Origin of the sequence: Pseudomonas sp. BN515 (assembly GCF_029873155.1) — a bacterium.
In the GTDB taxonomy this organism is placed as follows: domain Bacteria; phylum Pseudomonadota; class Gammaproteobacteria; order Pseudomonadales; family Pseudomonadaceae; genus Metapseudomonas.
In genome coordinates this window covers 43,984-66,114 of the sequence record NZ_SSOH01000079.1, presented here as the reverse complement: position 1 = coordinate 66,114, position 22,131 = coordinate 43,984, and the positions used below count along the sequence as shown (strand labels likewise).

Annotated in this window: 19 protein-coding genes; 13 read left to right on the top strand and 6 right to left on the bottom strand. The window is 64.7% G+C overall.

The genetic code is table 11. The features are described 5' to 3' along the window. From E8E91_RS22080 to E8E91_RS22050, 7 genes are all read left to right on the top strand, one after another. On the top strand, positions 1 to 869 hold an 869-nt coding region (locus E8E91_RS22080), incomplete at its 5' end, for an L-serine ammonia-lyase (protein ID WP_280376168.1). A 77-nt stretch (positions 870 to 946) separates the two neighbouring features. Further along, on the top strand, positions 947 to 2,071 hold the full coding sequence (gene gcvT, locus E8E91_RS22075; RefSeq protein WP_280376169.1) for a glycine cleavage system aminomethyltransferase GcvT: 1,125 nt from the start codon (positions 947 to 949) through the stop codon (positions 2,069 to 2,071). A 284-nt stretch (positions 2,072 to 2,355) separates the two neighbouring features. After that, the gene (locus E8E91_RS22070) at positions 2,356 to 2,910 is read left to right on the top strand and encodes a hypothetical protein (RefSeq protein WP_280378825.1); all 555 of its coding nucleotides are present in this window, start codon (positions 2,356 to 2,358) and stop codon (positions 2,908 to 2,910) included. 354 nt (positions 2,911 to 3,264) lie between these two features. Continuing rightward, positions 3,265 to 5,037, top strand: coding sequence for a multicopper oxidase domain-containing protein (locus tag E8E91_RS22065; RefSeq protein ID WP_280378823.1), 1,773 nt, complete (start codon positions 3,265 to 3,267; stop codon positions 5,035 to 5,037). Positions 5,038 to 5,056: 19 nt separating this feature from the next. After that, positions 5,057 to 5,695, top strand: a complete 639-nt coding sequence (locus E8E91_RS22060) for an SCO family protein (RefSeq protein WP_280378821.1) — start codon at positions 5,057 to 5,059, stop codon at positions 5,693 to 5,695. Between the two features lie 104 nt (positions 5,696 to 5,799). Then, complete coding sequence (locus E8E91_RS22055; protein WP_280378819.1) at positions 5,800 to 5,982, top strand: hypothetical protein; 183 nt, start codon at positions 5,800 to 5,802, stop codon at positions 5,980 to 5,982. Positions 5,983 to 6,357: 375 nt separating this feature from the next. After that, positions 6,358 to 6,936, top strand: a complete 579-nt coding sequence (locus E8E91_RS22050) for a hypothetical protein (protein ID WP_280378818.1) — start codon at positions 6,358 to 6,360, stop codon at positions 6,934 to 6,936. A gap of 168 nt (positions 6,937 to 7,104) precedes the next feature. Here the strand turns inward: E8E91_RS22050 and E8E91_RS22045 are convergent, their stop codons facing one another. From E8E91_RS22045 to E8E91_RS22035, 3 genes are all read right to left on the bottom strand, one after another. Continuing rightward, the gene (locus E8E91_RS22045; RefSeq protein ID WP_280378816.1) at positions 7,105 to 8,076 is read right to left on the bottom strand and encodes a GTP-binding protein; all 972 of its coding nucleotides are present in this window, start codon (positions 8,074 to 8,076) and stop codon (positions 7,105 to 7,107) included. Between the two features lie 23 nt (positions 8,077 to 8,099). Continuing rightward, positions 8,100 to 9,836 carry an amidohydrolase gene (locus E8E91_RS22040; protein WP_280378814.1) on the bottom strand — a complete coding sequence of 579 codons (1,737 nt, stop codon included), beginning with the start codon at positions 9,834 to 9,836 and terminating at the stop codon, positions 8,100 to 8,102. Positions 9,837 to 9,946: 110 nt separating this feature from the next. After that, complete coding sequence (locus E8E91_RS22035; protein WP_280378812.1) at positions 9,947 to 11,530, bottom strand: amidohydrolase; 1,584 nt, start codon at positions 11,528 to 11,530, stop codon at positions 9,947 to 9,949. 153 nt (positions 11,531 to 11,683) lie between these two features. Here E8E91_RS22035 and E8E91_RS22030 point away from each other — a divergent pair, with 153 nt between their 5' ends. The 5 genes from E8E91_RS22030 to E8E91_RS22010 all read left to right on the top strand — a co-directional run bounded on the left by E8E91_RS22030 (position 11,684) and on the right by E8E91_RS22010 (position 16,902). Further along, a complete protein-coding gene (locus E8E91_RS22030; RefSeq protein ID WP_280378810.1) occupies positions 11,684 to 12,589 on the top strand; it encodes a LysR substrate-binding domain-containing protein in 906 nt (301 codons plus the stop codon). Between the two features lie 322 nt (positions 12,590 to 12,911). After that, a complete protein-coding gene (locus tag E8E91_RS22025) occupies positions 12,912 to 14,003 on the top strand; it encodes an ABC transporter ATP-binding protein (RefSeq protein WP_280378809.1) in 1,092 nt (363 codons plus the stop codon). Between the two features lie 84 nt (positions 14,004 to 14,087). After that, positions 14,088 to 15,203 carry an ABC transporter substrate-binding protein gene (locus E8E91_RS22020; RefSeq protein WP_280378807.1) on the top strand — a complete coding sequence of 372 codons (1,116 nt, stop codon included), beginning with the start codon at positions 14,088 to 14,090 and terminating at the stop codon, positions 15,201 to 15,203. Positions 15,204 to 15,213: 10 nt separating this feature from the next. Then, positions 15,214 to 16,050: an ABC transporter permease gene (locus E8E91_RS22015; protein ID WP_280378805.1), complete on the top strand. Its 837-nt coding sequence runs from the start codon at positions 15,214 to 15,216 to the stop codon at positions 16,048 to 16,050. A gap of 6 nt (positions 16,051 to 16,056) precedes the next feature. Continuing rightward, positions 16,057 to 16,902 carry an ABC transporter permease gene (locus tag E8E91_RS22010; RefSeq protein WP_280378804.1) on the top strand — a complete coding sequence of 282 codons (846 nt, stop codon included), beginning with the start codon at positions 16,057 to 16,059 and terminating at the stop codon, positions 16,900 to 16,902. A gap of 454 nt (positions 16,903 to 17,356) precedes the next feature. Here the strand turns inward: E8E91_RS22010 and E8E91_RS22005 are convergent, their stop codons facing one another. After that, positions 17,357 to 18,091 (bottom strand): class II aldolase/adducin family protein, encoded by a 735-nt coding sequence (locus E8E91_RS22005; RefSeq protein ID WP_280378802.1) that lies wholly within the window; start codon positions 18,089 to 18,091, stop codon positions 17,357 to 17,359. A 114-nt stretch (positions 18,092 to 18,205) separates the two neighbouring features. Here E8E91_RS22005 and E8E91_RS22000 point away from each other — a divergent pair, with 114 nt between their 5' ends. Beyond that, entirely contained in the window at positions 18,206 to 19,096 is an 891-nt protein-coding gene (locus E8E91_RS22000) for a LysR substrate-binding domain-containing protein (RefSeq protein ID WP_280378800.1), read from the top strand. A 107-nt stretch (positions 19,097 to 19,203) separates the two neighbouring features. Here E8E91_RS22000 and E8E91_RS21995 read toward each other — a convergent pair whose 3' ends face one another. Together E8E91_RS21995 and E8E91_RS21990 are read right to left on the bottom strand one after the other, a co-directional pair. Further along, complete coding sequence (locus E8E91_RS21995; RefSeq protein ID WP_280378798.1) at positions 19,204 to 20,232, bottom strand: LacI family DNA-binding transcriptional regulator; 1,029 nt, start codon at positions 20,230 to 20,232, stop codon at positions 19,204 to 19,206. A gap of 178 nt (positions 20,233 to 20,410) precedes the next feature. Beyond that, a complete protein-coding gene (locus E8E91_RS21990) occupies positions 20,411 to 22,021 on the bottom strand; it encodes a 5-guanidino-2-oxopentanoate decarboxylase (protein WP_280378796.1) in 1,611 nt (536 codons plus the stop codon). Between the last annotated feature and the right edge of the window lie 110 nt (positions 22,022 to 22,131).

Genomic DNA, 22,131 nt, shown 5'->3' with positions numbered 1-22,131 from the left:
TGCCCTACCCGTTCAAGACTGGCAAGGAGATGCTTGCCCACTGCACCGCCAGCGGCTTGTCCATCAGCGGTCTGATGCGTGAGAACGAGAAGGCCTGGCGCACCCCCGAAGACACCAGCGCCGGACTGATGAAGATCTGGCAGGTGATGCAGGACTGCGTGAAGGCCGGTTGCCGCAAGGAAGGCATCATGCCCGGCGGACTCAAGGTCAAGCGCCGCGCCGCCGCACTGTACCGCCAGCTCAGCGAGCAGCCGGAAGCCAACCTGCGCGACAGCCTGTCGGTGCTCGACTGGGTCAACCTCTACGCCCTCGCGGTGAACGAGGAAAACGCCACCGGCGGCCGCGTGGTCACCGCGCCCACCAACGGCGCGGCGGGCATCGTCCCGGCAGTGCTGCACTACTACAGCCGCTTCGTGCCCGGCGCCAATAACGACGGCGTCGAGCGCTTCCTGCTCACCGCCGCCGCCATCGGCATCCTCTACAAGGAAAACGCCTCGATCTCCGGTGCCGAAGTCGGCTGCCAGGGCGAGGTCGGCGTGGCCTGTTCGATGGCCGCCGGCGCCCTCTGCGAAGTCCTCGGCGGCACCCCGCAGCAGGTCGAGAACGCCGCCGAGATCGGCATGGAACACAACCTCGGGCTGACCTGCGACCCGGTCGGCGGCCTGGTCCAGGTGCCCTGCATCGAGCGCAACGCGATGGGCTCGGTGAAGGCCATCAACGCCGCACGCATGGCCCTGCGCGGCGACGGCCAGCACTTCATCTCGCTCGACAAGGTGATCCGCACCATGCGCCAGACCGGCGCCGACATGAAGAGCAAATACAAGGAAACCGCCCGCGGCGGCCTCGCCGTGAACATCATCGAATGCTGAACCACCGTCCGTAGGGTGCGCCGTGCGCACCACAGACGTTCATCGGTGCGCATGGCGCACCCTACTGGAGATTCCGCGTGACTACCGAAACCCTCGCCAAAACCCCGCTGCACGCCCTGCACCTCGAACTCGGCGCCCGCATGGTGCCCTTCGCCGGCTACGACATGCCGGTGCAGTACCCGCTCGGCGTGCTCAAGGAGCACCTGCACACCCGCGAGCAGGCCGGCCTGTTCGACGTCTCGCACATGGGCCAGGTCCTCCTGCGGGGCGAGAACGCCGCCCGTGCCCTGGAAAGCCTGGTGCCGGTGGACATCCTCGACCTGCCGCTGGGCACCCAGCGCTATGCCATGTTCACCGACGAAAACGGCGGCATCCTCGACGACCTGATGGTCGCCCGCCTGGCGGACGACACCCTGTTCCTGGTGGTCAACGCCGCCTGCAAGGACCAGGACCTGGCGCACCTGCGCAAGCACCTCGGCGAGCAGTGCGAAATCGAGTCGCTGTTCGAGTCCCGTGCCCTGCTCGCGCTGCAAGGCCCGGCCGCCGCCGCAGTGCTCGGCCGCCTCGCCCCGGAAGTGCAGGCAATGACCTTCATGCAATTCGCCAGCGTGAACCTGCAAGGTGTGGCCTGCTATGTCAGCCGCTCCGGCTACACCGGCGAGGACGGCTACGAGATTTCCGTTCCGGTCGAGCATGCCGATGCGTTGGCTCGTGCCCTGCTGGAGCAGCCGGAAGTCCAGCCGATCGGTCTCGGCGCGCGCGACTCGCTGCGCCTGGAAGCCGGCCTGTGCCTCTATGGCCACGACATGAGCACCGCCACCACCCCGGTGGAGGCCAGCCTCGGCTGGGCCATCTCCAAGGCCCGCCGCGCCGATGGCCTGCGTGCCGGCAACTTCCCCGGCGCCGGCCAGGTCTTCGCCCAGCAGCGCGACGGCGTGCCGAGCAAGCGTGTCGGCCTGCTGCCGCTGGAGCGTGTGCCGGTCCGCGAAGGCGCCGAGATAGTCGATGCCGAGGGCACGGTGATTGGCCGCGTCTCCAGCGGCGGCTTCGGCCCCAGCCTGGGTGCGCCGGTGGCCATGGGTTACGTGAGCGCCAGCCACGCCGCCCTGGACAGCGAGGTCTGGGCCCTGGTACGCGGCAAGCGCGTGGCCATGAAAGTCGCCAAGACCCCCTTCGTGCCGCAGCGTTACTACCGCGGCTGATACAGAGTCCCCTCGACTGCCCCGCCCCGGCGGGGCCTTGCAGGGTGAAGACGCAAGTCTTCACCCTTTTCTTTGTCTGGGAGGACCGTGTAACCGTGCAGCTGCTTCGGTGCGCGCGGCGCACCCTACCGGGCAGTCGCGGGAATCAGCCAACGTGAAGAAGTGCTTCTAACTAACTGAAATAAAAAGCCTTCCCCTTTTCATCTCAACGACACAATCCCGTCATCAGCCGGTCATCAGTCGCAGGCAGATTCTCTGCTCAACTTTCCTGGGGAGGACCTCCGATGAACCACAAGAAGAACCTGATCAAGCCCCTGGCCGCCGCGCTGCTGGCCGCCATTCTCGGTGGCTGCGCCATGCAGGCCCCGGCTCCCGCCAAGCCGGTAGCCCTGGACAACGAAGACTGGTACCAGATCCGCACCGAGAAAGAACTCTTCGTCTTCGACGACTACGCCACCTACCGCGAGTACGTGAAGAGCGGCACCACACCGGTCAAGCACAGCGTCGGCAAGAAAGACGGCTTCGGCCGCGATATCGTCCTGGTGCTCAAGTCCGCTGACCAGGGCAAGGACGTGAAGACCCTGTCCGCCCAGCGCTTCCTCGACATCAGCATGCCGCCGGCACAGCCCTTCTACGGCGAGCTGCGCGACGAAGAAGGCATCATCTACGTGTTCAGCCGTTACGGCGACATGATGGACATGTATCGCATCGGCGAACCCACCTTCAGCTACGTCGACATCGGCGGTGGCCCGGACGGCCAGCGCGTGGTCTATGTCCTGACCAAGGAAGAGCCGAAGCCGGTGAAGCAGATCGCCCTGTTCCACGACAAGTACAAGTGATTTCCCGGAGGCGGCCGGATTCCCCATCTTCCCGGCCGCCCCCACCCCGCTCCAACCGCTCTACCGCCTGCCCTCCTTTCCCTGCCGCCCGTCTTCGTGACACATCCGGAAACACTCAGCGCCGCGCCTAGAGCCAGAAGCAACTGGCCAGCACTCTCGGCATTTTTTTGGCTTTTCACCAATTGCACTCGCTAAGTGAGAAGTCTTTAGTCGACTTATTGGCGCTTTGGCCGCGCGAGCCAACGACTGGCGGCCTGCACCTTCGCGTGAACGTATGGGGACAACGAGCCCTGGAGCACTGCATCCGGGGCAGGACGTTGGCGCGAGTTCGCTGTGGGGAGGTGGAGTACGTCCATGAAAGGCAAAAACCCTCGAACCGCCAAGAACAAGAAAGACAGGCAGGTAGATACCGCGCGCCGGAGCTTCCTCAAGCTTTCGGCCGCCGCCGTGGCCACGCCTGCGCTGCTACGCGCTCCGGCCAGCCAGGCCGCGGTGCCGATATTGCCCCCGAGCCCGCCCACCACGCCCTGGGTGATGGAGCTGCCCACACAGATAACGCCCGCTGACAGTGTCGCCTATCTGTCCCCGGCGCCCACCGAACAGGCGAATGTGGCAGGCGGCGAGGCCGGACGCGGCCGCCACCAGCGCTGGGCCCAGTTCCGCCCCAATGCCGAGTACTACGAGCTGCGGGCAAAGGAACACAACTGGGTATTCAACCCGGCTTACCCGCAGCAGAAGACCTGGAGCTACCGCGCCGCCAACACACCGGCCAACGAATTCAGCGCCACGGTCATGACCCACTATGGCCAGCCGATGATCTGCCGCATCCACAACGATCTTCCGGCCAATCACACCGGCTTCGGCACACCAGAAATCTCCACCCACTTGCACAACCTGCATGATGGCTCGGAGAGCGACGGCTTCCCCGGCGACTACTACAGCAGGACCAAGGCCGGCCCCAACCTGACCGCTCCGGGCCGCTTCAAGGACCATCTGTATCCCAACGTCTACGCCGGATTCGAGGACCTGCAGAACAACGTCGGCGACTATCGCGAGGCCCTGGGCACGCTTTTCTACCATGACCACACACTGGACTTCACATCACCCAACCTCTATCGCGGACTGGTGGGTTTCTACCTGCTCTACGACCACCTGGACTCCGGCAACGAAGCCGACTCGAACCCGAGTGCGCTGCGCTTGCCGAGTCATCCCTACGACTACCCGCTGGTGTTCAACGATCGCCGCTTCGACGCCGCCGGCAAGCTCTTCTATGACGAGATCAACCCCGAGGGCGTGCTGGGTGACAAGGTGCTGGTCAACGGCATTATCGAGCCGGTGCTGAAGGTCGCCGCGCGGCGCTATCGCTTCCGTCTGCTCAACGGGGGACCGGGCCGGTTCTACAACCTCGCGCTGGTGAATCCCAACAACGTGCGGCAGAACTTCACCTATATCGGCAACGACGGAAACCTGCTGCCCAAGCCCCTGCTCAACCAGCAGAGCGTGACCATCGGGATGGCCGAACGCGCCGACATAGTGGTGGATTTCTCCAAGTACCTGGTGGGCACCACGCTCTACCTGGTCAACCGCATGCGCCAGGAGGAAACCCGTCGGCCCAAGGACATCAAGGACCCCGGTGTGCGCGTGCTGAAGATAGTGGTGGACCGTTGGCCCAGTGCCCAGGACCTCAGCCAGGTGCCGGCCAACCTGCGTCCGCTGCCCCCGATAGATCCGGCGGTGGTCGCGAGCGCGCCGGTGCGCCGCTTCGTTTTCGAGCGCTCCAACAACATGTGGGCCATCAATGGCCAGTTCGTGAACGTCAACGCCCCGCGCTTCAAGGTGCCCAAGGGGCGCTACGAAATCTGGGAGCTGATGAACATCGACAACGGCTGGTCGCACCCCATCCACATCCACCTGGAGGAAGGCCGCATCCTCGCGCGCATCAAGAATGGCGTTTCGATCCCCATCCCCGCCCATGAACAGGGGCGCAAGGACGTGTACGTGATCAACGAGGCCGAAACCGTGCGCGTGCTCATTCGCTTCCGCGACTACATCGGCAAGTACGTGATGCACTGCCACAACCTGATCCACGAAGACCACGCGATGATGCTGCGCTTCGACGTCGAATGACGCCGGCCGGAGGTATGCCATGAATACACGCAGAAACCTGATCGGCGGCCTCGGTGCCGGCGTACTGGGGCTGGCCGCCCTGGGTTCGCTGGGCGCCGCCGCGGAACGCCGGCCGAACGTTCACCAGGGCGATGACAGGTTCCCCAACCCCACGCTCCTCACCCATCTGGGCAGGAAGGTCCGCTTCTACGACGACCTGCTGCGCGGCAAGGTAGTAGTCCTGAACATGATGTACGCAAGCTGCGGCCGCAATTGCCCGACCGCCACCGCCAACCTGCGCAAGGTGCAGCGGATGCTCGGCGAGCGCGTGGGAAGGGACATCTTCATGTACTCCATCACCCTGCAACCGGAACTGGACCAGCCCCGCCACCTGCTGGAGTACGTCGACAAGTTCGATATCGGCCCCGGCTGGGAATACCTCACCGGCGATCCGCAGGACATTCTCGACCTGCGCTATGCCCTGGGCTTCTATGACGTGGACCCGCTGGTGGATGGCAACCAGCTCACCCATACCGGCATGGTGCGGATCGGCAACGAGCCCATCGGCCGCTGGACCATGTCGCCGGCACTGACCGACCCCGAGCACATCCTGGCCGCGATCAACCACGTGGACCCTCGCGTCCAGCTCACCGGATGGCAGGTGGAGCAGCCCAGTTGAACCGATGCCCGCGGGCCCGCCCAGGGGCCGGCCTGCGGGCAGTTGGTGTATGATGCGCGCCTCCGGCCCGCTAGCGGGCCAAGCCCGCACAGAGCAGAAGCACCATGAACAGCGAAGACCTCGACCAGGCCGAAGCCCAGCCCCAGGAAACCGCGGCCACTCCGGACGCGCCCGCCAAGCCGAAGAAGCCGAACATCCCTTACTACCAGACCCTGAAGGGGCATGATCGCGGTTCGCGCCTGCATCCGCCGCCCCGTGGCTCCCGCCGCTCCATGGGCAAGCGCTGATTTCCAGCGACATCGCCATTGGCAGGCCGGAGCGAGTGCATTCGCTCCGGCTTGCAGCTGAGTTCCCCTCCCTCCTCCCCTGAAACAGGCCAGTAGCCGCTCTGGAATGGGCCATCCAGGCCAATTTCCAGCCTCTGCCTGGGAGCGATTCGGCCTTAACATCGAACAATTAGATTGTTCCGATTTCAGGAAAAAGCCTTTCCAGGCGGCGTAACAGCGTTAAAAACAACCACTTAACTCGTTGTTTTTATTGGAACGCATATAACTATCACTGACGTCGATGGTAACCATCACGCAGCATCACTTCTTCATCGAAATCACATCAGTAACATGGGCCCCGTAGACGAATTTCAACCCTCACCGAGGTGCCCGAAAATGAAAAAGCAAATCCTTGCCAGCCTGTTCATCGCCAGCCTGTCCGCTTCCGCTTTCGCACTGTCCGTCGCTGAGGGTGGCTCCGATCGCACCAGCATCTACCGCGTAGCCGAAAGCGGCGCTGACCGTACCGGTGCCCAGCGCATCGCCGAAGGTGGCTCCGACCGCACTGGCGCCAACCGTGTCGCCGAAAGTGGCTCCGACCGTACTGGCGCCAACCGTGTCGCCGAAGGTGGCTCCGACCGCACTGGCGCCAACCGTGTCGCCGAAGGTGGCTCCGACCGCACCGGTGCCAACCGTGTCGCTGAAGGTGGCTCCGACCGCACCGGTGCCAACCGTGTCGCTGAAGGTGGCTCCGACCGCACCGGTGCCAATCGTGTCGCTGAAGGTGGTGCCGACCGCACTGGCGCCAACCGTGTCGCCGAAAGTGGCTCCGACCGTACCGGTGCCAACCGTGTCGCCGAAGATGGCTCCGACCGTACCGGTGCCAACCGCATCGCCGAAGGTGGCTCCGACCGTACTGGCTTCCGTGTCGCTGAAGGTGGTGCTGACCGCACTGGCGCCAGCCGCATCAGTTGATCCCGGAGCACCTTTCAGAGGCAGGCAATCACGATGTATGCAATCCCTCGAAAGGCAGAAGGCGCCACTTGTGGCGCCTTCTTCTTTTTGCGGAACAAAGAACCGATCTGCCTGTGGGGGCGATTTCAATCGCTAAGCGGACCGGAGGTTCGCCCCCACAACAAAGCCTCAGGCCACGCACTTCTCGAATGTCGCTTGCATCTTGGCCGCATCGATGGTCCCGCGCCGGCCGATGAAGATCAGTTCGGTCTGCGGCGTTCGGCCATCCCAACCCTCCTCCGGCCTGATCTCGCTGCGACTGCCCACCAGATGCAGGATGCAGCGCTTACCCACTGCTTCAGCTATCTGGCAAACACCCTTGGCGCGGTAGATATCGGCTGGCAGGGTCGCCAGCGCCTGGCGCAGGGCTTTCAGGGATAGCGGACGCTCACTGGAAAAGCTCCAGGTCTCGAAGATCGCCGAATGATCTTCCTCCTTCACCGACACTACCGCCGGCGCCGCCGCCATGGTCGCCGGCCGCAAGCTCCAGCCGGACTTGAAGCGACCGACGCCCAGCACCAGTTCCAGCGGAACCTCGCCGTATTCGCACTCCAGCAACCGCGCGTTGGGATAGAGCCAGCGTGCCTTGAGGGCATCGAGCTGGTCGCGGCCAACCCGATCCACCTTGTTCAGCACGATGATGTCCGCCACATCCAGCTGTTCCATCGCCAGCTGCGCCATCTCCCCATCCAGCTGCTCGAACTGCTCGGCATCCACCACCGTGAGGATGCTGTCGATGGCCAGCGCGTCGCGGAATTGCGGATAGCGCAGGGTGTTGGCGATCTTCGCCGGATTCGACACCCCGCTCGCCTCGATCACGATGTACTCGGGTCGATTGGCGCGATCATCCAGCAGGCGGCCGAGCTGTTCGATCAGGTCGCTCTCGACGGTGCAGCAGATGCAACCGTTGGCCAGGCTCACCGTGGTCTGGGTCTGGCTGACGATCAATTGGCTGTCGATATTGATGGCGCCGAAGTCATTGACCATCACCGCCATGCGCAGGCCGTGGTCGCTGTTGAGGATGCGGTTCAGCAAGGTGGTCTTGCCGGCGCCGAGAAAGCCCGACACCAGGGTCACGGGAATGGGGGCGAGTCTGCTCATGGGCATGTTTCCTGGTGGCTGGATCAGAAGTTCGGCAGTTCGCCCTGCCAGACGGCGGCATGCTCGGTGCCGTCGAACTCGCCATGGCGGTCCCAGGTCACCTCGCCTTCCAGCAGGGTCAGCTGCACCTGGGTGTCGTGGATGTTGCCCTTGGGCGCCACGTCGAAGAGGTTGCGGTCGAGCACGATGAGGTCAGCGGACTTGCCGACTTCGATGGAACCGGCCTTGTCCTCGATACCCATGCACCAGGCGCCATTGAGGGTCATCACGCGGATGGCCTGCTCCAGGCTGATGGGGTTGCCGTAGAAGCAGCCTTCCTCGTCGCCGAAGGGGTTCTCGCGGGTGACCATCGCCTCGAAACCGATCCAGGGGTTGATGCTGGACACCGGCCAGTCGGTGCCCATCACCGCCACACCGCCGTGCTCCAGTACGCCCTTGAAGTTGTAGGCGCGCTGCATGCGGTCCTCGCCGAAGACGGCGCGGGCATAGGCGAAGGACGACGGGAACCAGCCCACCGGGGAGAATTCGGCGGTGACGTTCAGTTCGGCGAAGCGCGGCAGGTTGCCATCCAGCAGCGTGGTGCTGTGGGCGCACTGGTGGCGCACGCCGCTGTAGCCGTTGCGACGGCGGGCCTCGGCCACGGCATCGAGGAACAGGTCGGAGGCGCCATCGCCGGTGCAATGGGCGATCACACGGATGCCCCTGCGGTCCATGTCCACCACCATGTCGGTGATGTGCTCGGGAGTCAGGTTGAGGTGACCGCGCCAGCTGGCCTCACCCGGCCAGGCGCTGGACAGGTAGGACGAACGGGATTCGTGGGTTCCGTCGAAGTGGAACTTCACCGCGTTGGCGTTGAGGCGGGCGCTGCGGTAGTAGTGCCGCTCGCCGGCCAGCAGTTCCCAGCGGCGCTTCACCGGGAAGATGTCGTCCTGCCAACTGATGGCGGCTTCCACCCGTACCGAGAGTTCGCCGGCCTGGTCGATGGACTTCAGTGCGTTCAGGCGGTGTTCGCAGACGTGCACGTACTTGGTGCCCACCACGCCGTGGCCGCTCTGGAACCACACGCCCTCGCGGTAGGCGCGCTTCAGCGCGTGCTGCGGGGTCGGCGGCATGGCCGCGTGCATCAGCGCATAGGCGCCGTCCACCAGGATGCCGGTGGGCTCGCCGGTGACGCTGTCGCGTTCGATGTAGCCGTGGCGCGGGTCCATGGTGTCGGCATCGATGCCAGCCAGCTCCAGCGCACGGGAGTTGACCATCATGCAGCCCCAGGAGCGGTCGAGGATGGCCACCGGACGGTCCGGCAGGACGCTGTCCAGCCAGTAGCGGTCCGGTACCAGGCCAGCCTGCTTGAAGGTGTAGCGCACGAAGTACTGGCCGTAGACCCAGCCATCGCCGGGATGGGCGGCGGCATAGTCGAGGATGGCCTGCCGGACCTGCTCCGGCGTCGGGTCTTCCACGCCCACCTCCAGGTAGCCCGCGTAGCCAGGGGCCAGCTTCAGGTCCGGGTGCGTGTGCATGTCGTAGAGGCCCGGCATGGCGAAGCGCCCCTTCAGGTCCAGCACGCGGGTACGGGGACCGATCAGGCCCTCCACTGCTCCGTTGCCACCGACTGCAACAAAGCGCCCGCCGCGAATGGCCACGGCTTCGGCCCAGGGGTTGGCAGCATCCACGGTGTAGATGCGGCCGTTGGTCAGCACCAGGTCGGCGGCGCCGGACGGGCCGGGGACGTTGCTGGAGCGGTAGTCGGTGGAGTTACCCATGGCAGTGACACCTTCTTCGAATTGATCGCGGGCTTGCCGCCCGTCTTGGCAGAGTCAGTCGTGAATCGCTGGAAAGGTTGGGAAAGCGGGCCGGGCAGCCCGCCTCGGGCTCATTCGTCGTCGCGAGCCGGAATCCACCATTCCTCACCGCGCACGGTGCGGATGTACTCCGGCCAGCGGTAGCGATGAGGTGCCTGGAAGTCCTTCGGCAGCAGCGGCGCCTGCCAGAGGCTGCCACCGATGCCGCCGCCGGTGCGCTCGACGAACTCGGCGCGGGCGGCAGCCAGCAGGTCGGGACGGGTCAGCAGGTCCACCAGGGTCGCGGCGATGGTCTTGGCCGCCACCTGGATCATCGGATCGATGGCTTGGCGAATGCCGCCCAGGGCGTTGGCGACCCAGTCCGGATAGGTGTAGCCAGCCGGCGCCGAGAGCATCGGCCGCGCCACCAGCAGGCGCACGGTCGGGCAGTGCCAGGTGTATTCCGGGTAGTCGTCGGAGGTCAGGTGCTTCTGCCAGGCCGGCATCTGCAGGCGCATCTGGCGTTCGCACTCCTGCGGCTCGATCAGTTCTTCGGTGGCCGGCAGGAAGGGTTTCTCCATCGGCTCCAGGCCCAGGTTGGCCTGGATTTCCTGGGCGATTTCGATGGCCTCAAAGCCCCAGCGCGGCGCGCCGACCAGGGCCAGGTTGTCGTAGGTAGCCTGCGCCATCACGTGGTTGGGCAAGCCACCACGGGACTTGCACACCCAGGTCTTCTTCCATTGGCAGCCGGTGGCCAGGGCGGCGGCCGCGGCGTTGTTGTCCATCACCTGGGCGATGGTCTCGGCCTGCTCGATGGAATCGCAGCGCAACAGGTACTGGATCTGCGAAATGTGCGGCGGCAGGTTGTCGGCAGTCGCCTGGCCGGCAGTGAGGATGGCCTCGTTATAGCTCCACAGGCCGGTGAACGGCAGTGTGGAGCGGCGCAGGCTTTCGTTCAGGGTGTAGAAATGCACCAGCGCATCGTTGGCCCCCGGCGCGCGGGCAGCCAGGTGGTTCTGCGGGATCGGGCTGTATTTGTCCGAGGCGATCCAGTTCTGCGGTTCATCGCAGGTGAAGGTGTAGATGTAGGCGTAGGCGATACCGCAGTGGGTATCCCAGGTGGTGGTGTTGTTCAGCGGCAGCATGTAGGTGGGGTGGAAGCTGATGGCCGCATCGAGGTCGTCGTAATACCCCTTGGCCGCGTGCACCGGCTTGGAGGCGCGCAGCTTCTCCGCCGGCTCGCCGAAGAATTTCAGGGTGCCCTGGATACCGTGTTCGAGCATCGCTGCCTTGGCCGCCAGCAAACCACCGAGGGCGCTGATGCCCAGTGCCGAATGCGGGTCGGTATGACCGGGAGCGAAGCGCGAAAGGCCTTCACGCGGCATCTTGCGGGTCGCCGCCGCCTGGCAGTTGCCGGGCACCGCGTCGTATTCGCCGTAGGTGGCCACGACCGGACCTTCGCCATTCTTGAAAGTGGCGCAGAAGGCCGTGGGCATGCCACCGCTGCCCTCCTCCACGTCGAACCCTTCCTTGCGCAGCAGCTCCACGTACCAGGCACAGGACTTGTACTCACGGAACGCGGGTTCGGCGTAATGCCAGATCACCTGGTGCCAGTCCGACAGGTTCTTGTGCTGCTGCTCCACCCAGTCCAGGGCGAATTGCTTGGGCTCGTGCATGAAAGGGATTCCTTGATGGGGTGACAAGGCCCGTCCGCGCAGGTCGGCCAGCGGCGGGCTGGCCTTAGTATTGTTGAGTGGAGCAATACAACAATCGATTTATTTCGCCACTAATGTTTAGATATTTTCACCTCATACTCGCCGGAGCCCTCCATGCGCTTCCCCTCGATGACCGCGCTGCGCGCCCTGGACGCCGTCGCCCGCCTGGGCAGCGTGTCCGCCGCCGCCCATGAGCTCAACCTGACCCGCAGCGCCATCAGCCACCAGATCAGCAGCCTGGAGGAAAGCCTCGGATTCCCACTGACCGAGCGCATCGGGCGGGGCATCGGCCTCACCTATCGGGGCGAGCGCTATGCCCGCGAAGTGCACCGCATCCTTTCCAACCTGGAAGAAGCTAGCCGGCGCCTGGATGACCAGGAAATCTCCGGACGCCTGAGCGTGAGCTGCAACCCCGGCTTCGCCACCTATTGGTTGTGCCACCACATCGGCGGTTTCCTGCGCGAATACCCGCAGGTGCAACTGCAGCTGATCTCGCCGCGCACGCCGGATGATGTCAGCAACGCCAACGTCGACCTCTTCGTCGCCTATGGCATCGGCGACTGGCCCAACATGGCGGTGGAGCAGATCGTCGCCCTGCGCTTCTTCCCGGTGTGCAGCCCGCGTCTGATCAACGCCATGGGCGGCCTCAAAAACCCGCAGGAATTGGCCGGATTCCCGCTGCTGCACATGAGCGACTACAGCGACTGGCGGGTCTGGCTTGCCGCCGCCGGCGCGTCAGGCGTGGACGCCGGCACCGGCATCATCTTCTCCGATGCCCACTGCGCGCAGTCCGCCTGTATTGCCGCCCAGGGCGTCGGCATGGGCGATAACCTGATCAGTGGCGACGCCCTGGCCCGTGGCCTGCTGGTCCGCCCGTTCGAGATCGCCATAGATTCCCATCGCGGCTACTACCTGGTGGCCGACCCACAGAAGGCCGACCGTCCGGCTGTACAAGCCTTCAGCAACTGGGTGAAGACGCAGCTGCAAGCCTCGACGCAGATCTGGCACGAACACCGCTGAGCCGGTACCTGCGTGGGCTGAAGCCCACCCTACGGGTCACCGGTCACCCCAGCATGCACCTGTGGGAGCGAATTTATTCGCGATTGAAATCGCTCCCACACGACCACCTTGGAACTCGATCTGGCCCTAGGGTGCGCCGCGCGCACCGCCGCTGGGCCACCGGCCAAATCGCGCCCCATTTTCGTCCTGGGAATGTCCAAAAAAACTAAACATTAATGCTCAAATAATTCCATTGATGTAGCGCTCCCTTTGACAATAATGGCCAAAACGCCCAATCCGGGACCCATCCGCGAGTCCCAGCACAACAAGGGGAGTAACCAGCGTGCCCAGCAGTCAGGCCATCCAGCTCAGCGCCCAGGGGATCAGGAAGCAATACGGACATTTCACCGCCCTGGACGGCATCGACCTGGACATCCGCCAGGGTGAGTTCCTCACCCTCCTCGGCCCGTCGGGTTCAGGCAAGACCACCCTCCTGATGATCCTCGCCGGCTTCCTCGAGGCCACCGCCGGCACGCTGATGGAGAACGGCGTCGACATCAGCCGCCGACCAGCGGAAAAGCGCAACTTCGGCATGGTGTTCCAGGGCTACGCCCTGTTCCCCCACATGTCGGTGGAAGACAACGTCGCCTACCCGCTGCGCATCCGCGGCGTAAAGGCCGAGGAACGCCAACGCCGCGTCAAACACATCCTCGAAGTGGTGGGCCTGGGCGCCCACATGAAGAAGAAACCGGCCGAGCTTTCCGGTGGCCAGCAACAACGCGTCGCCATCGCCCGCGCCCTGGTCTTCGAGCCGGACCTGCTGCTGCTCGACGAACCCCTCTCGGCGCTGGACAAGAACCTGCGCGAACAACTCCAGGCCGAGCTGCAACGCATCCACCGCCAGGTCGGTACCAGCTTCGTCTTCGTCACCCATGACCAGGGCGAAGCGCTGGCCCTGTCCACCCGCATCGCCATCTTCAACCAGGGACGCCTGGCCCAGGTCGACAGCCCGGAAGACATCTACGACCGGCCCAACAGCCGCTTCGTCGCCGAATTCCTCGGCAAGATGAACCTCTTCCCCCTGGCCAACGTGACCCGCAACGGCAGCAACGCCAGCGGCCACTGCGGTGACAACCATCTGCATGCCGCCGCACCACAGGCGCTGGGCGACCAGCCGAAGCTGCTGGCGGTTCGCCCCGAGCACATGGACCTGCACATCGAACGCCCTGACCTCTCCGGCCATAACATCGTCGCCGCACACCTCACCGAAAAGGTCTACCAGGGCGCCAGCACTCACCTTGCCCTGAAGCTGGGCCAGGACGCCCCGGCCATCAACCTGGCGGTACCCGGTAACCACCCCGGCGCCCAGTTGGCCAGCGGTACACCGGTATGGCTGAGCTGGCCGGTACAGCGCAGCTTCCTGCTGGATGCCTGAACGCGCGAAACCCATTAATTCGACTGCCTCCCTACAACAACAATCGGCCGCGCCCCATTGGGCGGGCCACGCGAGGAATTGCCCATGAGCCAGGAACATCAGCGCGACTGCATCGAAGTCCTCATCGAGAAAGCCCGTAACGGCCAGATCAACCGCCGTACCTTCATGCAGGCCATGGGCCTGCTGGCGGCCGCACCGCTGGCGATGCGCAGCGGCATCAGCTGGGCGGCCGACAGCAAGCCGCTGGTGGTGGTGAACTGGGGCGGCGACGCCCTCGACGCCTTCCGCCGCGCCTGGACCGACAGTTTCAGCAAGGCCACCGGCATCCAGGTGCGCATCGACGGCGCCGGCCCCACAGAAGGCGCCATCCGCTCGCAGCTGGCCAGCGGCAAGCCGAGCTGGGACGTAGTGGACGTCGACAGCTACAGCGCCATGACCCTCGGCCGCGACAAGATCCTCCAGCCGCTGGACTACAGCGTCATCCAGCGTGGCCAGGTCGCCCCCGGATTGGCCCACGACCACGGCATCGCCGGCTATCTGTTCAGCTACGTCATGGCCTGGGACAGCGAGCAATTCGGCGACCAGGGCCCGACCAGCTGGGCCGATTTCTGGAACGTGGAGAAATTCCCCGGCAAGCGCACCCTCTACAAGTGGATGAACGGCATGCTGGAAGCCGCGCTGCTGGCCGATGGCGTGACCGCCGACCAGCTCTACCCGCTGGACGTGCCGCGCGCCCTGCGCAAGATCGACGAGCTCAAACCCCACGTCCTGTCGTTCTGGAGTTCCGGTGCGGAAAGCCAGCAGTTGATGATCGAAGGCGAAGTCTCGATGGGCGCCATCTGGAGCACCCGCGCCAAGCTGCTCGCCGAAGACAGCGAAGGCCGCATCCGCTGGGGCTACGACAACGCCCTCCTCAACGCCAGCAGCTGGGCAGTGCTCCAGGGCAACCCGGGCGGCAGCCAGGAAGCCATGCGCTTCATCCAGCATGCCCTGCAACCGGAAGGCCAGCTCAAGCTGTTCGAACTGCTGGGCAACGGTCCGTCCAACGGTGCCACCCAGAAGCTGATGACGGCGGAGCAACGCGAGGCGGATTGCGCGTCCGAGGAGAACTTCAAGAAGCAGATCTTCCTCAACGTGGAGTGGTATGCAGATAACTACGCCACCACCCTGGAACAGTACCTGACCCACCTTTCCAAGTGAGCCGCCGCGCATGAGCACAACCCACTCCGCCAACCTGGAGCGCAGCCTGCTGCTGATCCCTCTGCCCCTGTTGCTGGTGGTCTTCTACCTGCTGCCGTTCCTCGGCGTGGTGGGCTGGAGCTTCACCCTGCCGGAGCCCGGCATCGAGCAGTACCAGCGCATCGCCACCGATCCCGCGATCCACGACATGCTCTGGCGCACCCTGCGCCTGTGCCTGACGGTCAGCACCCTGGCGCTGGTCATCGGCTACCTGCTGGCCTACTGCTGGGTGTTCAGCCCGCCGTTCTGGCAACGCATGGTGGAGATCTGCATCTTCATCCCGTTCTGGATCTCGGTGCTGGTACGGGCCTTCGGCTGGCTGATCGCCCTGCGCAGCAATGGTGTGCTGAACGGTGGATTGATGGGCCTCGGTCTCATCGATTCGCCGCTGCAGCTGACCCGCAACGAGACAGGCGTGGTCATCGGCATGCTCCACTTCATGGTGCCGTACGCCCTGTTCCCGCTGCTTTCCAGCATGCGCCAGCTCGACCAGCGCGTGCTGCTGGCCTCCCGCGGGCTCGGCGCCGGCGCAATGCGTACCTTCTGGCAGGTATTGCTGCCGCAGACCGTACCGGGCCTGCTGGGCGCCTTCATCATGGTTTTCGTGTTCTGCCTGGGCTTCTTCATCACGCCGGTGCTGCTGGGCGGCGGCCAGACCGTAATGATCGCCGAGTACGTCTTCCTGCAGATGTTCCAGACCAGCAACTGGGGTCTGGGGGCCGCACTCAGTGTGGTGCTGCTGGCCCTGGTCAGCGCCCTGATCTGGCTGCTGCTGCGCATAACCCGTGTCAACCGACTGGTGGGCTGATCGAACATGAATACTCATAAAACGGGCCTTTCCACTCGCCTGCTGGCCACCGTGGCCATGGCCTTCATGCTGTTCCCGCTGCTGACGGTCATTCCGGTTTCATTCACCAGCAAGCGCTACCTGTCGATGCCCAACGGCAACTGGTCGCTGCGCCACTACGAAGCCCTGCTGGGCAACCCGGAGTGGATGGCGAGCATCATGCAGAGCCTGGGTATCGCCTTCGCCACCAGCATCATCGCCACCGCCCTGGCGGTGAGCTTCAGCCTCGGCATCTGGTACCTGCGCTCGCGCCTGGCCACTGTGCTGATCGGCCTGGTACTACTGCCCATGGCGATTCCGCCGGTGATTTCGGCGCTGGTCCTGTACTTCATGGAAACCAACCTCGGCCGCATCGCCCCCGGTTTCGGCTACGACACCATTCCTGGCGTGATCATCGCCCACGTGGTGATGGTGGTGCCCTACGGTGTGGTGACCATGCTGGTCGCCCTGAGCCAGATCGACCGCCGCATCGAACTGGCCTCGCGCAACCTCGGCGCCAGCCTGATGCAGACCACCTTCCTGGTGGTGATGCCGAACCTCAAGCTCGGCATCGCTTCGACCGCCCTGCTGAGCTTCGCGCTGTCCTGGGAGGAAGTGGCGGTGACCCTGTTCATCACCAGCGTCGACGTCAACACCCTGCCCCGCCGCATCTGGGGCGGACTGCGGGACAACGTCGACCCGAGCGTGGCGGCCATCTCCGTGCTGCTGATCGGGGTGACGCTGCTGGTGCTCTGCGCGCGGTTGCTGTTGCAGTACCTGGCAGAACGCAGGGCCAGGGAGGCCACGACCAGGGCGGCGAGCGCGCCGGCCTGATACGAAAAAGCCCGGACCAATGTCCGGGCTTTTTTGTTGGGGATGAAAGGTTGTAAGTCTGTAGGAACGGATTTGGAAGTCGGCGCCGGCCTGCCGGCCCCCTCACCCCCGGCCCCTCTCCCTGAAGAGGAGAGGGGTGACTCGCGCCGGCGACAGCATGCCACCCTGTGAGGCCGAACCCTGTAGGGGCGATTTCAATCGCCAAGCGAACCGCAGGTTTGCCCTTCACCCCCCGATGGGGCAGCTTCGCCGCCCTTGGCGAATGAATTCGCCCCTACAAGGAATCCAACCGTAGGAGCGAGCTTGCTCGCGAAACTGGCCTGCATCCGAGGGTCGGAGCCGGCCGGCCAGCTTCCTCACCCCCAGCCCCTCTCCTAAAGGGAGAGGGGTGACTCGCGCCGGAAACGCCATGCCATCCGGCGAACTCGAAACCCTGTGGGAGCAAAACCAGCCCTCAGCTGCGGAACGACGAATCAAGCCGATCCAGCCTACGCAACTCCGCCTGCCAGACCAGATCAACGCTCTCCAGGTGATAGCGTTCGTTGTTCAACTGGCGCGCGGTGTATTCGCAGGCATCGTGGTCCGGCACGATCAGCGGCCGGCCCGCTTTCATCGCGTCCAGTTGAATCTCGCAAGCCTGGTTCAGGTAGTACATGAGGAAGTAGGCCTCGGCCACGCTGCGGCCGACGGTGAGCAGGCCGTGGTTGCGCAGGATCATCGCCTTGCTGTCGCCCAGGGCAGCGACGATGCGGGCGCGGACTTCCAGGTCCAGCGGCACGCCTTCGTAGTCGTAGTAGGCCAGCCGGTTATAGAAGGTCATGTTGGTCTGGTTCAGCGGCAGCAACCCTTCCTCCAGCGCCGCCACGGCCATACCGGCCATGGTGTGTGTATGCATCACGCACACCGCGTCGTGGCGATTCATGTGGACGGCACTATGGATGGTGAAACCGGCCGGGTTCACGTCTGGCGAACCGGCTTCGAGCTTGTTGCCGTCGACGTCGATGGCCACCAGGTTGGAGGCGCTGACTTCTTCAGGACGCAGGCCGTACTGATTGATCAGGAAGGCCGGCTCATCCCCCGGCAGACGCACGGAAATGTGGGTGAAGACCTGATCGCTCCAGCCGTTGAGGTCCAGCAGCCGGTACGCAGCGGCAAGGTCTGTGCGCAGTTGTTGTTCTGTCGTGTTCATCGGTTCTCCCGCAGGCAAATGGCGTGGTCGAAAGCAGTCAGCCTATGGCCGCTTGCTGGTCACGGGATATCGATTTATCTTCCGCAAATTCATTCCAAAACGTAATGAACTCCCATGCGCCGACAGCTACCCAGCATGATCTCCCTCACCTGCTTCGCCGCCTTCGCCCGGCACATGAGCGTCACCCGCGCGGCAGAAGAACTGAGCCTCACCCAGGGTGCCGTGAGCCGACAGATCAAGAACCTGGAAGACCTGCTGGGACGCCCCCTGGTGGAGAAGGTGCGCCAGCGCCTGCTGTTGACCGAATACGGCCGTCGCTACGTCGAGGAAATCAGCCCGCTGCTGGACCAGTTGGAAGCCGCCACCCAGCGCATCAGCACCACCAACGCGGGACGTCTGCGGATAGGCGCCGAACCCTCCCTCACCACTCGCTGGCTATTGCCGAAACTGAAGGCCTACGGTCAGTTGCACCCGGAGATCGAGTTGCAGGTGATGAACGACCTGCATCGCCTCTACGGGCTATTGGAAGGCTTCGACCTCGCCATCCTGTTCGGCGACGGCCACTGGCCGGGATTCCAGGCCAGGCGCCTGATGGGCGGCGAGATGGTAGCCGTCTGCACGGCGGAACTGCTCCAGCGTCACGGCCCGGTGATCGAGCGCCGGGACATCCTGCGCTACCCCCTGCTCCACCACAGCGCCCTGGCCGACCAGGGCAAGTCCTCCACCCAGATATGGCTGCAGAGCGCCGGCCTGTCGCCCAGGGAAATCGATGCCCTGCCCGGCCAGCGTCTGGAGCATTTCCAGTTCGTCCTCGACGCCGCCCTGCACGGCCTCGGCATCACCGTACTGCCGCGCTACTTCGTGGCGCCTGAGGTGGAGGCCGGACGGCTGGTGATCGCAAGCCAGGAGCCGCTGGAGTGTGGCGCCTACTACCTGGTGGTGCCGGAGGGATGTCGGGATGCCAAGGTCAGGGCGTTTGCGCAGTGGTTGCTGGCGGAGGACTGACCAGGCTTTTTTGTGGGAGCGAATTTATTCGCGAAAAGGCTCCACAATGGCCACTGACAGGTCTTCGACCTGCTTCGCGATTGAAATCGCTCCCACAGATGGGGACATCAGACCCGCAGCGCTGTCGACTCCCGCGCCACCAGTTCGCTGCCCACGTCCACCAGGGCATCCCATTCGCCTTCGCCGCGAATGCGCTGGCAGAGCAACTCCACGGTGGCATTGGCCACGCGTTCGGCGGGAATCCGCACGCTGGTGAGTGACGGCGTGGCTACGCGGGCGATGGGCAGGTCACCGAAGCCGCAGATGCCGAGTTCGTCCGGAACCCGGATGCCGAGGCGCTGGCAGGTGAAGATCGCGCCGATCGCCGGCATGTCGTTGGTGAAGAAGGCTCCGTCGCAGTCAACTTCGCCACGGGCGAAACGCTGGATCACGTCCACACCGTCATCGATATGCGGCACGGGCGAGGTGTTGAGACGCAGGGGTTCGATGCCCAGGCCATCGACAACGGCCTGGCGGAATCCGGCGAAGCGCAGGTTCTCCCGCTCGTCATCGAAGCCGAAGAACGCCGGCTTGCGATAACCGCATTCCACCAGGTGGCGACCGGCCGCGGCACCCGCTGCCCAGTTGGAGAAGCCCACGACCTGCCCCACGGGCGTGCGCGGCACGTCACCTTCCGGCAGGTCCCAGAGTTCGATCAGCGGAATATCCGTCGATTGCAGCAGCTCCAGGGTTTCCGGGGCGTGGTAGCCATAGGCGAGGATCAGCCCGTCCAGCTGGCGCCCGAGAAAAGCACGCAGCAGCTTGCCTTCCTCTTCCTGGGAGAAGCGGGTTTCACCGATCAGCAGGTGGTAACCGGCTCGTGCCAGTCCTTGCTGGAGGATCTCGATGGTGGCCGCGAGGATGGGGTTGGTGATGGTGGTGATCAGCGCACCGATGATGCCGCTACGTCGCGTGACCAGTTGGCTGGCCGCCAGGTTGGGGACGTAGCCCAGTTCGCGCACCGCCTGCTCGACCTTCTGCCGGGTCCGCTCGGAAACCATGTCCGGCTTGCTCAGCGCCCGCGATACGGTCATGCCGGAAACCCCGGCCAATTGGGCGACGTCGTGCAGGGTGGCGGGTTTGTTCCTGGTCGACATCCTGGCCTCTGGCGCCGTTTTGGGGAGGCGCATTATCCCTGAACAGTCAGTGTGGGAGCGATTTCAATCGCGAGCAGGTCGAAGACCTGCCCTTTCCATGCATGAAGCGGCTGAGCCGCCCTTTCGCGAATGAATTCGCTCCCACAAAGAGCCCCACAAAACCGTGAGGCCCCCTGGGTCAGGCCAGGAACTCTGCGTGCTCCCACACCTCGATCACCGTCGGACGGTCGGCTTTAGCGGCGGTCTTCAGCAGCTCGGCCAGGTGTTCCAGGCTCTCGGCCTTCTCGGCGTTGCAGCCGAAGGCGCGGGCCAGGCCCTGGAAGTCCGGGGTGTAGATGTCCACACCGATGGTGGGGATGTCGCGGTTCTTCATGTAGCGCTTGATCTCGCCGTAACCGCTGTTGTTCCACAGCAGCACGATGATCGGTGCGCCCGCTTCCACCGCCGAAGCCAGTTCCGGCAGGGTGAACTGGATGCCGCCATCGCCGATCAGCGCGATCACTGGACGATCCGGCGCAGCCAGCTTGGCGCCGACAGCGGCCGGCAGGCCGTAGCCGAGGGTGCCGTAGCCGGTGGCGGAGTTGAACCAGCTGCGGGTGCGGGTCGCTTCGAACAGGTGGTTGCCGGAGTACACCGGCTGGGTGGAATCGCCTGCGACGATCAGGTCCGGCAGGGTCTGCTGCAGGGTCTCCAGGACCTTGCGCTGGCCGTTCCAGGTCTCCGGCCACTGGGCATCCAGCTCGGCACGCACGGCGGCGGCGCGCTGCGAGCCCACGCTGTCGGCATTGAAGGCCGCGGTCGCGCCCAGCGCATCAGCCAGGGCAGCCATGGCCTTGCGGGAGTCGCTGAGGATGGCGATGTCCGCCGGGTAGTTACGGTTCAGCTGCTCGGCGTCGATGTCGATGCGGATCAGTTGGCTCTCGATACGGAAGTTGCCGTCGAACACCACGTCGTAGTCGGTCTCGCCCAGTTCGGTGCCGATGGCCAGCACCACGTCCGACTCCAGCACCATCTGGCGCACCGGCACCCAGGCCTGGTTGCAGCCCAGCGCCAACGGGTGACCCTTGGGCAGCACGCCCTTGGCGTTGATGGTGTAGGCGGTGGGCGCGTCCAGGGCTTCCACCAGACGCTGGGCCTCGGCGCCGGCATCGGCACAGCCGCCACCCAGCAGTACCAGCGGACGCTTGGCGCCCTTGAGCATTTCGGCGGCACGCGCGATGGCGTCCGAGCAAGGACCGGGGCGGCTCGGCAACGCGCCCAGCTTGCGGCGTACGTGATCGGCCGGCGCGGTGATCACGTCGATCGGGATCTCGATGTGCACCGGGCGCGGACGGGCGCCGTTGAATACAGCGAAGGCGCGGGTCAGCACATCCGGCAGTTCATCCGGACGCATCAGGGTGTGGCTGAAGGCGGCGACGCCGGACACCAGGTTGCGTTGGGACGGCAGCTCGTGCAGGCGGCCGCCGCCCATGCCCAGTTGTTCGGTGTTGTTGACGCTGGAGATCACCAGCATGGGGATGGAGTCGGCGTAGGCCTGGCCCATGGCGGTGGTGATGTTGGTCATGCCCGGGCCGGTGATGATGAAGCACACGCCCGGCTTGCCGGAAACGCGGGCATAGCCGTCGGCCATGAAGCCCGCGCCCTGCTCGTGGCGCGGCGTTACGTGACGGATAGCGGTATTGGGCAGGCCGCGATACAGCTCTACCGTGTGCACGCCAGGGATACCGAACACGGTATCCACGCCAAAGCCTTCCAGCAGCTCAACCAGCAGTTCTCCGCAGGTCAACATGGGCAGTCCTCCAAAGGATTGATCAACGAATGGAGCGCACTCTAACACCAGATTGTTAGCGTTAACATCGCTTTTGTCGGAATTGTCTGACGGCAACCTATCCTTGGTGG

What these genes read in the sequence shown, in the direction of transcription:
- E8E91_RS22070 (WP_280378825.1), top strand. Translation starts at nt 2,356, where the DNA reads ATGAACCACAAGAAGAACCTGATCAAGCCCCTGGCCGCCGCGCTGCTG.
- E8E91_RS22065 (WP_280378823.1), top strand. Translation starts at nt 3,265, where the DNA reads ATGAAAGGCAAAAACCCTCGAACCGCCAAGAACAAGAAAGACAGGCAG.
- E8E91_RS22060 (WP_280378821.1), top strand. Translation starts at nt 5,057, where the DNA reads ATGAATACACGCAGAAACCTGATCGGCGGCCTCGGTGCCGGCGTACTG.
- E8E91_RS22055 (WP_280378819.1), top strand. Translation starts at nt 5,800, where the DNA reads ATGAACAGCGAAGACCTCGACCAGGCCGAAGCCCAGCCCCAGGAAACC.
- E8E91_RS22050 (WP_280378818.1), top strand. Translation starts at nt 6,358, where the DNA reads ATGAAAAAGCAAATCCTTGCCAGCCTGTTCATCGCCAGCCTGTCCGCT.
- E8E91_RS22045 (WP_280378816.1), bottom strand. Translation starts at nt 8,076, where the DNA reads ATGAGCAGACTCGCCCCCATTCCCGTGACCCTGGTGTCGGGCTTTCTC.
- E8E91_RS22040 (WP_280378814.1), bottom strand. Translation starts at nt 9,836, where the DNA reads ATGGGTAACTCCACCGACTACCGCTCCAGCAACGTCCCCGGCCCGTCC.
- E8E91_RS22035 (WP_280378812.1), bottom strand. Translation starts at nt 11,530, where the DNA reads ATGCACGAGCCCAAGCAATTCGCCCTGGACTGGGTGGAGCAGCAGCAC.
- E8E91_RS22030 (WP_280378810.1), top strand. Translation starts at nt 11,684, where the DNA reads ATGCGCTTCCCCTCGATGACCGCGCTGCGCGCCCTGGACGCCGTCGCC.
- E8E91_RS22020 (WP_280378807.1), top strand. Translation starts at nt 14,088, where the DNA reads ATGAGCCAGGAACATCAGCGCGACTGCATCGAAGTCCTCATCGAGAAA.
- E8E91_RS22015 (WP_280378805.1), top strand. Translation starts at nt 15,214, where the DNA reads ATGAGCACAACCCACTCCGCCAACCTGGAGCGCAGCCTGCTGCTGATC.
- E8E91_RS22010 (WP_280378804.1), top strand. Translation starts at nt 16,057, where the DNA reads ATGAATACTCATAAAACGGGCCTTTCCACTCGCCTGCTGGCCACCGTG.
- E8E91_RS22005 (WP_280378802.1), bottom strand. Translation starts at nt 18,091, where the DNA reads ATGAACACGACAGAACAACAACTGCGCACAGACCTTGCCGCTGCGTAC.
- E8E91_RS22000 (WP_280378800.1), top strand. Translation starts at nt 18,206, where the DNA reads ATGCGCCGACAGCTACCCAGCATGATCTCCCTCACCTGCTTCGCCGCC.
- E8E91_RS21995 (WP_280378798.1), bottom strand. Translation starts at nt 20,232, where the DNA reads ATGTCGACCAGGAACAAACCCGCCACCCTGCACGACGTCGCCCAATTG.
- E8E91_RS21990 (WP_280378796.1), bottom strand. Translation starts at nt 22,021, where the DNA reads ATGTTGACCTGCGGAGAACTGCTGGTTGAGCTGCTGGAAGGCTTTGGC.